The sequence below is a fragment of the Bifidobacterium callimiconis genome (assembly GCF_003952005.1).
Classification (GTDB): domain Bacteria; phylum Actinomycetota; class Actinomycetes; order Actinomycetales; family Bifidobacteriaceae; genus Galliscardovia; species Galliscardovia callimiconis.
Genome location: NZ_QXGJ01000009.1, coordinates 106,101 through 114,451 on the forward strand (window position 1 = coordinate 106,101; position 8,351 = coordinate 114,451).

Here is an 8,351-nt window from a genome sequence, read left to right on the forward strand (position 1 = left end):
CATCCAACGTGCCCGGGACCGCACCCACCCACCATCCCACCGCCGGCACGCACACGGCCGGCGGAAAAGGACCCGTCCCTGACGGGCCGGGACAGTGTCTCCATCGGTGCTGCGTCGCGGGGATGAGGACGCGGCCGAGCGCGTCAAACCGGGAGACGCCTGACGGCGCCGCCACGGTTTGACACGCCGTCCTCATCCCCGCGACACAACACCGACAGGAGGGAAATGGACCGCCGCGGGGCGGCGGGCATCCATTCCCGTGTGGAGTCGGACTGCGTCCGACGCTGTTCCGGCCTCACGCCCTTCGGGCGTGGGGCCCTTTTGTTTCTTGGTGACCTGCCGGCATGGCCAGCAGAGCATACCCGGCGGTCGGAACCCGTCAACGCGAGCACGCGGGGGAGCGGCTGCGCCGCCCCTCGCGCGTCGCCTATGACGGAACCCGCTGCGCCGGGTAACGCTCTCGCTGACCAGCAGGTCACCAAGAAAAAACACACGGCCTGATACCAAGGCCCGACCCCGAAAGGAACACCACCATGCAGACCCTCACCATCAACGGAAAAGCCGTCACAGTCACCATCGACTGGTACGTGTTCGACCGCGCACTGGGAGCCATGTCCCACGAGGACAGGAACGAACTGGACGCCACCCGCGGCGCGACATGGCACGGCGACCCCGACAAGGGAGGCATCCCGAACGGACTCGACGCCTACCACATCGAAATCACCCGCTACAAGGCCGGCAACGGACTCGCCGTCCGCATCATCAACACCGACCCCGAACAGGACGACATCTCACCGATCAGCCAGAACATCGGACAGGCCACGGCCGACGAACTGACCTTCTGGGAAAACCACAACAACCTCTACGCGACCAGCGAGATGGAACGCGCCGGCATCATCGAACCCACCGGCATCGAAACCACCTTCGGCCCCCACAACACCACAAGCCGCCTCATGCGATTCACCGCACCATACCGGACCCCGGCACTCGAAGCCCTCGCCCGCCACGACGCGGAAACCCGCTGACCACCACACCGAAAACACCGCCGGCCCCACACGGGGCCGGCACCCCAAGGAAAGGAACACACCATGACCACCGCAACCCTCACCCCGGAAAACGCCACCAAGGCCATCAACGACATCCGACGCGACATCACCGGCCGACTGCTGTCCATCATCCGCCGAGCACAACAGGGCGAGCCCATCGCCATGGACGAACTCGCATGGGCCGCCGACCTCATCACCGCCAGCCCCTCTAACCGCGACATGACCATCCTCGCCGCCATACACCCCGACACCAGCGACCATGACCTGACCCACATCGGCACCCACACCGACGAACGGTCCAGAACCATCGTCGACCGCCTCATGACCCAAGCCCCCGAACACACCGACGCACTCACCCGCACCCGCCGCCTCGCCGAATCCATGGCCGAAGCCACAAAAGACACCAAAACCAGCGCCGGCCCCCTCGCCACCGCCGCCTACCTCGCGTGGACGGACGACGACACCACGAACGCCGTCCGACGCGCGCTCGAAGCCCTCATCATCGACCAGACCGAGACACTGCCCGCGATCATCCTCGCCATGATCGACCAGCACATCACCGCCGGCCAGCTCGAACGCTAAACCACAACCGGCCGCGCCCCACAGGGGGCGCGGCACCCCACGGAAAGGAGCGCGCCATGCCCGCCCCCATCATCACCAGGCGTAACGAACCCGACAGCGGCCCGGACGCTGACTGGACCACATGGACCGACGCCGGCATAGAACAAATGCTCGCCGACATCGGATACCGCACCGCACGAGTCACCGCCGCCATCGCATGGCACCAGCACAACAAAAACGACCGCATCGAAACCATCGAACAATCACGCCGTATCGCACTCGACTACATCGACGACCTACGCGGACTGCTCAACCGCGACGCCACCCGATAAAACCCAGCCAGACAAAGGAGAACCCCATGAAAACCATCAACGCCATCATCGTCGAACCCGGCCGGCCACCCCGCGCCGCCGAGATCCCCGACACCCTCGAAGCCAAACAGCACATCGTCGACGGATACATCGAAAGCGTCCCCATCGCCGACGACGTATCCCTCTACTGCAACGAGGAAGGCAAACTCAACGGACTGCCCCTCAACCGCGCCCTACACGACAGAAACGGCGACATCTACGAGATCATCGCCGGAACCTTCCTCATCACCGGATACAACCCTTCAACCGGCGAGGACGAGAGCCTGAACGACGAACAGACCGAACACTACACCCGCATGTTCACCCACTCCGAAACCTTCGCCCTGACCGACACCCACATCATCGTCCAATGACACTAGGCCGCGCCGACGGGGCGCTCCTCCGGCGTGGCTCGGGCGCGGGAAGGGGCCGTCGTTCCCGGAACCCCAGGTGGGGTTCGCGGTCGCGACGGCCGTGAGGGAAACCACCCGCGGTTTCCCTCAAACTCCCTTTCCCGTCGAAACATCGGACCGCCGCGAAGCGGCGGGCATCCATCCCCGTGTGGAGTCGGACTGCGTCCGACGCTGTTCCGGCCTCACGCCCTTCGGGCGTGGGGCCCTTTTGTTTCTTGGTGACCTGCCGGCATGGCCAGCAGAGCATACCCGGCGGTCGGAACCCGTCAACACGAGCACGCGGGGGAGCGGCTGCGCCGCCCCTCGCGCGTCGCCTATGACGGAACCCGCTGCGTCGGGTAACGCTCTCGCTGACCAACAGGTCACCAAGAAAAAACACACGGCCTTCAATCAAGGCCCGACCGAAAGGAACACCACCATGACTACCATCCACCACATGCCGACCGGCCCCCGACCCCTCAACCAGCTCGCCGCCGAGGTCATCGGCTACATCACCGCCTACTGGCAGGAATGCTCAAACGGCCACAACTACCTCGCCATCAACCACGACGGCCGCACCGCCCGCGACATGGCATACGATTACATGACCGAACGCTACGAGGACTACCTCTCCACCATCGACGACGAACAGGGCGAAGGGACCCTCGACGAGCTCGCCAGCCAATCACCCGTGCCCGTCGACGGCGGCGCCGCGCCCATCGAACAGGCCATGGCCGCATTCGACGCCATGTTCGACCACCTCTGGCCGGTCGCCAAGTAAACCGCGCCAACGTTCCGGTCCGGGACATCACACCCCTAGACCGGAACACGATTCTCGACACACCATACATCTAAAATGATTACAATAGTAATCACAATATTATCCATTTATGGAATGGAGGAGACCATCATGGCAGGAATATCGCTGGACAACCTCGTATCCGTGTCCGAGCTCAGCCACGGCGGGGTCAGCCGCACCCTCTCCCGCGTCACGGACGACAACCCCGTCGTCGTCATGCGCAACAACAAACCAGCCGCCGTGGTCATCACTCCCGACGACTACCGGCGATACACCGAGGCGCTGGAGGACATCAACCTGTACGCCGAAGCCGAGGAACGCACGCGCGAGGACGATGGCACCCGTCTGACCATGGACGACGTGTTCGGCGCCGACTACCAGCCCGTCGACGACGGATTCGAGCCGGAGTTCGAATAATGGCATGGAGCATCGAATTCACCAAGGCCGCGACCAAGGACGTGAGCCGACTACGGGAACCCGCCAGAAGCCACGTGCACGCCATGCTCGCCCGAGTTGCCGAAAATCCGCTGCCATCCACCGAGGGCGGATACGGCAAACCGTTGGGACACAAGCAGGGCGGCAACCTCACCGGCTACTTCAAGGTCAAGCTCAGAGGCGACGGATTGCGCGTCGTCTACCGGCTTGAACGCACCGAACGCGCCATGATCGTCATCATCGTGTCCATCCGCGACGATGGCGCCGTCTACAAGGAAGCCGTCCGTAGAATCCAGTGACCATGGCGTCGTTCCCGGAACCCCAGGTGGGGTTCGCGGTCGCGACGGCCGTGAGGGAAACCACCCGCGGTTTCCCTCAAACTCCCTTTCCCGTCGAAACATCGGACCGCCGCGAAGCGGCGGGCATCCATCCCCGTGTGGAGTCGGACTGCGTCCGACGCTGTTCCGGCCTCACGCCCTTCGGGCGTGGGGCCCTTTTGTTTCTTGGTGACCTGCCGGCATGGCCAGCAGAGCATACCCGACGGTCGGAACCCGTCAACGCGAGCACGCGGGGGAGCGGCTGCGCCGCCCCTCGCGCGTCGCCTATGACGGAACCCGCTGCGTCGGGTAACGCTCTCGCTGACCAGCAGGTCACCAAGAAAAAACACACGGCCTTCAATCAAGGCCCGACCGAAAGGAACACCACCATGGACTCCATCACCACGGCAAAGACGCTGATCGATCAGGACTACGTACGATGGAACCCGGGAGAGGAGGACTTCACCCCGTCCGACGCGACGCTCGAGGCCGCGTTCAGCATCCTCGCCCCATGCGAATTCGACCGCGCGGCACTGGACCGTTGGGCACGCGACCGCGCCGACACCGCCGGATACGCCACGTTCTTCGGCTCGGCCGAGAACGCGATCGACGAATCGAACATCAAGACATGCGAGGCCATCCTCGACGATCTCGGCGAGAACTGCCGTGAGGTCCGCGACGGGCTCGAGGTCGAGATCTTCTACGAGATGCCCATGTACCACGGCTGGGAGCAGACCCCCACCATCGCCGCCGCGTTCATGTACGGCGCGGAACGATTCATCGAGGACGAATACGCCATCCTCGACGAGGACGACTATATCGAACGCGAGGAGAAGTGGCTTTGGGAGACGTTCACCTGGACCGTCGGCGACCGCATCCCCGAGGACGTGGACCCGGAGTACGTGTACCTCGCATGGCGCGACGACGCCGAACCCTACAGCGGAGGCCCCGGACCCGAGACCGACAAACTCCCCGCCTACATCGCCAAGGCCCGCATCATGACCGCCAACGCATGACCCGACCCCCAACCGCGCCGGCAGGGCACCCCTCCGGCGCGGCCCCGAACGCGGGAAGGGGCCGTCCCTCCCGGAACCCCGCAGGGGGTTCGCGGTCGCGACGGCCGTGAGGGAAACCACCCGCGGTTTCCCTCAAACTCCCTTTCCCGTCGAAACATCGGACCGCCGCGAAGCGGCGGGCATCCATCCCCGTGTGGAGTCGGACTGCGTCCGACGCTGTTCCGGCCTCACGCCCTTCGGGCGTGGGGCCCTTTTGTTTCTTGGTGACCTGCCGGCATGGCCAGCAGAGCATACCCGACGGTCGGAACCCGTCAACACGAGCACGCGGGGGAGCGGCTGCGCCGCCCCTCGCGCGTCGCCTATGACGGAACCCGCTGCGCCGGGTAACGCTCTCGCTGACCAGCAGGTCACCAAGAAAAAACACACGGCCTTCAATCAAGGCCCGACCGAAAGGAACACCACCATGAACCCGCTCATCCAGCTCGAATCCACCGCCCGCGACGAGGAGACCGAACCCCAGCTCTCCGACATCATCAACGCCATCCGCAACGAATACGACAAGGACACCGCCAAGGACAAGTACCACGAGGCCGCCACCGCATGGTTCCGCGCCGCCTGCTACCACTGGATCCGCGTCATGGACGGGGAAAACGACTGCCGCGCCGTCGCCGTCGTCGCCGTCGCCCTCGAAAAGCAGGGATGGGACATGATCCCCGCGATCCTCGCCAGCCTACTGCCCGACACCACCATCGACGCCATGCGCGACACCAGCGACGTCGATCTACAGCTCTGCTACGTCGACGACTACTTCGACGGTCTCGACCACGTCATGCCCGACGACGACACCATCGCCGACGCCATGCGGCACATCGACGGCATCATCCAGTCCAGCGGCGACGACGCGACCGCCAACGCCCAAACCCTCATGGCCATCCTCGCCACCGCGGCCGGACAGGCCGACACGGCACGCGAGGCCGCATGGCAGGCCAACCGCATCGACCCGGACCACCCGTTCGCCGCATGGCTGACCGACCTCGCCCGATAAGCCCACGAACGCCTCCCGCAACCCCGCGGGAGGCCCCATCCCCGCTCGAAAGGAGCCCCATCATGTACGACAACTATTTCAGCCTCTTCACCGTCGACAGCCAGCTCGCCGACGCCTACACCGTCACCGCGGATCACGTCGCCCACTACCACGGGATCAACGTCCGCCTCGACACCGCCGACACGTTCACGCTGCTGCGCGACGGCCAGCCCGTCGGCCGAGGCTACGACAACGGCGTGGCCATCGTCGCCACCCTCGACGGACACGACATGCGCGCCGACGGCATCGACCAGATCATCGACGCCAACCGCCGATAAAAGCCCAAAAGGGTCCGGCCGGCCATCGAGGCCGGTCGGACCCCGACCAAAGGAACACCATCATGAACGACATCATCGCCAACCTCACCACCGCGATCTTCCTCGCCACCGCCATCACAGGACCGTTCCTCATCGACACGATCATCAACCGCCGCGACGGAGACGACCGCCAACATCTCTCATAACCCACCACGGAAAAAAGGGGAGGCCGCGCCCACACCACGGCCTCCTGCCACGAAAGGACCACATCATGACCGACGCCAAACCCACCATGTGCCTCACCCTCGTCATCGACCAGCCACTCGGCGACAACGACGAATGCAACTGGGAGATCCAGAGCCGCCGGCAGATCCGCCGCCCCCTCACCAGAACGCAGGCGCGACAGCTGCGCGACACCCTCGACCAGCGACTCGACCCCGCCGACAGCGTCCGACTGCACAACCGCGACGCCATCATGTGGCAGACCCGCGCCGCCGACACCCGCATCATCCCGGCGCTGCTCACCGCCGCCGGCATCGCCCCCGACCTCACCATCCCCGCACTGCACTGGATACTCATCACCATCATCATCAACCCCCACGCCAACTGGTAACCAGACCGAAAGGACCACACAGACCATGCAGGACATCGCCATCGAAACCATCGACGAGACCACCCACCTCGTCTGCCCGTTCAACCCACGACTGCCACGCCTCGCCCGCCGCCACGGCGGCGTCCACCAGCGCACGACCGACACCTGGACCTGGCCCGCCAGCCAAATCGACAAGGCCATCCTCGTCGCCGACCTGCTCTACGGCTACGATCCCAACGACCACAGGACCGTGACCATCAACATCAATCCCAACGACCATCGTCAAGGACCCAGAGTCGTCATCGCCGGCCGCAAGATCATCGACACCCTGCCCGGCCAGCCGCCACGCATCCACCCCAGCGCTCGACCGCAACCCGACGGCACCATCACCATCAGCCTGCCCGCAAGCAGCCTCAAACGCATCACCGGCCCCTACCGGATCATCGAAGGAGCCACGGCATGAGCACGGACCACGCCCGCGCATGGCGCATACGCCGAGGCATCCTGCGCGACCTCGCCCGCCGCAGCCGCACCGGAACATCACGAACCGAACGAGCCCGCTGCGCACGAGCCCACAGACTCGCACGACACCTCATCGCCGACCCCGCATTCTGGCTCTCCATCACCAGCCGCGACCTCGAACGCATCGCATAGACCCATAGCCCCGGCAGCGAACGGACGGGGACGGACAGGAAGCGTTCCCTTCCCGCCCATGCGACCCGCCGACCGTGCCACGGAACCCGCCGACCGCGCAAACCACGTCGCACACGAAATCCCTCCGGGACTTCGGAGCGCCGCGGCCTGCACGCCCGACGGAACCCGAGGCCCGTACGACATGTCGCACAGGCAACAAGGAAAGGAACCACACCATGACCACCACGACCATCACCGAAACCACCGGCTACGACTATCGCGCGACCGTCATCCAGGACATCGAGGACTGGATCGGCGAGAACCACGCGAACTACGACAGCATGGACGCCATGCGGGAGGCCTGCGAGCCCATCGTCACCGGCCTCGACACCGGCTCCTACGTCTACAGCGCCTGGCAGGCCAGGGACTACATCACCCGCTCCGGATTCATCTTCGGCGGCGACTGGGAGGAATTCCTTCTCTGGCTCGACACCATGAGCCTCGACATCGCCGAGATCATCAGGGACCCGACGGACATGGACACCATCATCCGACTCTTCCACTTCGACGAATGGTGCTGGGACGAAGCCTCGACCGGCATCGAGGACAAGGACTGAACCACACAGGGGCGGGGAAAACGATCTCCGCCCCGCCGGAACCCGCAAGGGAGGACAAGGACGACGACACGACGCAGCGGAACGGAAGGGCGGCGCCGGGCGTGAGAGGTGGTCAGAGGGCGATATCGGTGGTGACGATGTCGCGGATCTCGTCGATGCTGCGGGGCGTGCCGTCGTCGTTGACCGCGATGAGGTGGATGAGGGTGGCGAACCTGTCGATGTCGGTCTCGTTGAAGAGGTCCGTGGCCGCCG

The 8,351-nt window shown here is 65.1% G+C and carries 15 protein-coding genes; all 15 read left to right on the plus strand.

Going from position 1 to position 8,351, the window contains the following annotated elements:
- The first annotated feature begins 533 nt into the window (after positions 1–533).
- Positions 534–1,025 carry a hypothetical protein gene (locus tag D2E23_RS09135; RefSeq protein ID WP_126030603.1) on the plus strand — a complete coding sequence of 164 codons (492 nt, stop codon included), beginning with the start codon at positions 534–536 and terminating at the stop codon, positions 1,023–1,025.
- Between the two features lie 63 nt (positions 1,026–1,088).
- Positions 1,089–1,628, plus strand: coding sequence for a hypothetical protein (locus D2E23_RS09140; protein WP_126030604.1), 540 nt, complete (start codon positions 1,089–1,091; stop codon positions 1,626–1,628).
- A 56-nt stretch (positions 1,629–1,684) separates the two neighbouring features.
- Positions 1,685–1,939, plus strand: coding sequence for a hypothetical protein (locus D2E23_RS11630; RefSeq protein WP_164520764.1), 255 nt, complete (start codon positions 1,685–1,687; stop codon positions 1,937–1,939).
- Positions 1,940–1,965: 26 nt separating this feature from the next.
- Complete coding sequence (locus tag D2E23_RS11635; protein WP_164520765.1) at positions 1,966–2,331, plus strand: DUF3846 domain-containing protein; 366 nt, start codon at positions 1,966–1,968, stop codon at positions 2,329–2,331.
- Positions 2,332–2,788: 457 nt separating this feature from the next.
- Positions 2,789–3,130: a hypothetical protein gene (locus tag D2E23_RS09155; protein ID WP_126030607.1), complete on the plus strand. Its 342-nt coding sequence runs from the start codon at positions 2,789–2,791 to the stop codon at positions 3,128–3,130.
- Positions 3,131–3,259: 129 nt separating this feature from the next.
- Positions 3,260–3,565: a type II toxin-antitoxin system prevent-host-death family antitoxin gene (locus tag D2E23_RS09160; RefSeq protein ID WP_206432026.1), complete on the plus strand. Its 306-nt coding sequence runs from the start codon at positions 3,260–3,262 to the stop codon at positions 3,563–3,565.
- Positions 3,565–3,882 (plus strand): type II toxin-antitoxin system RelE family toxin, encoded by a 318-nt coding sequence (locus D2E23_RS09165; protein WP_241227269.1) that lies wholly within the window; start codon positions 3,565–3,567, stop codon positions 3,880–3,882. Before D2E23_RS09160 ends, D2E23_RS09165 begins: the two co-directional genes overlap by 1 nt.
- A 407-nt stretch (positions 3,883–4,289) precedes the next feature.
- Positions 4,290–4,916 carry a hypothetical protein gene (locus D2E23_RS09175; RefSeq protein WP_126030611.1) on the plus strand — a complete coding sequence of 209 codons (627 nt, stop codon included), beginning with the start codon at positions 4,290–4,292 and terminating at the stop codon, positions 4,914–4,916.
- A gap of 463 nt (positions 4,917–5,379) precedes the next feature.
- A complete protein-coding gene (locus D2E23_RS09185; RefSeq protein WP_126030613.1) occupies positions 5,380–5,961 on the plus strand; it encodes a hypothetical protein in 582 nt (193 codons plus the stop codon).
- A 62-nt stretch (positions 5,962–6,023) separates the two neighbouring features.
- On the plus strand, positions 6,024–6,278 hold the full coding sequence (locus D2E23_RS09190; RefSeq protein ID WP_126030614.1) for a hypothetical protein: 255 nt from the start codon (positions 6,024–6,026) through the stop codon (positions 6,276–6,278).
- 62 nt (positions 6,279–6,340) lie between these two features.
- A complete protein-coding gene (locus tag D2E23_RS11965; protein WP_277596711.1) occupies positions 6,341–6,463 on the plus strand; it encodes a hypothetical protein in 123 nt (40 codons plus the stop codon).
- A 65-nt stretch (positions 6,464–6,528) separates the two neighbouring features.
- A complete protein-coding gene (locus D2E23_RS09195) occupies positions 6,529–6,870 on the plus strand; it encodes a hypothetical protein (RefSeq protein ID WP_126030615.1) in 342 nt (113 codons plus the stop codon).
- Between the two features lie 25 nt (positions 6,871–6,895).
- A complete protein-coding gene (locus D2E23_RS09200) occupies positions 6,896–7,312 on the plus strand; it encodes a hypothetical protein (protein ID WP_126030616.1) in 417 nt (138 codons plus the stop codon).
- Positions 7,309–7,503, plus strand: coding sequence for a hypothetical protein (locus D2E23_RS09205; protein WP_126030617.1), 195 nt, complete (start codon positions 7,309–7,311; stop codon positions 7,501–7,503). Before D2E23_RS09200 ends, D2E23_RS09205 begins: the two co-directional genes overlap by 4 nt.
- Positions 7,504–7,718: 215 nt before the next feature.
- Positions 7,719–8,099: a hypothetical protein gene (locus D2E23_RS09210; RefSeq protein ID WP_126030618.1), complete on the plus strand. Its 381-nt coding sequence runs from the start codon at positions 7,719–7,721 to the stop codon at positions 8,097–8,099.
- The last annotated feature ends 252 nt before the right edge of the window (positions 8,100–8,351 follow it).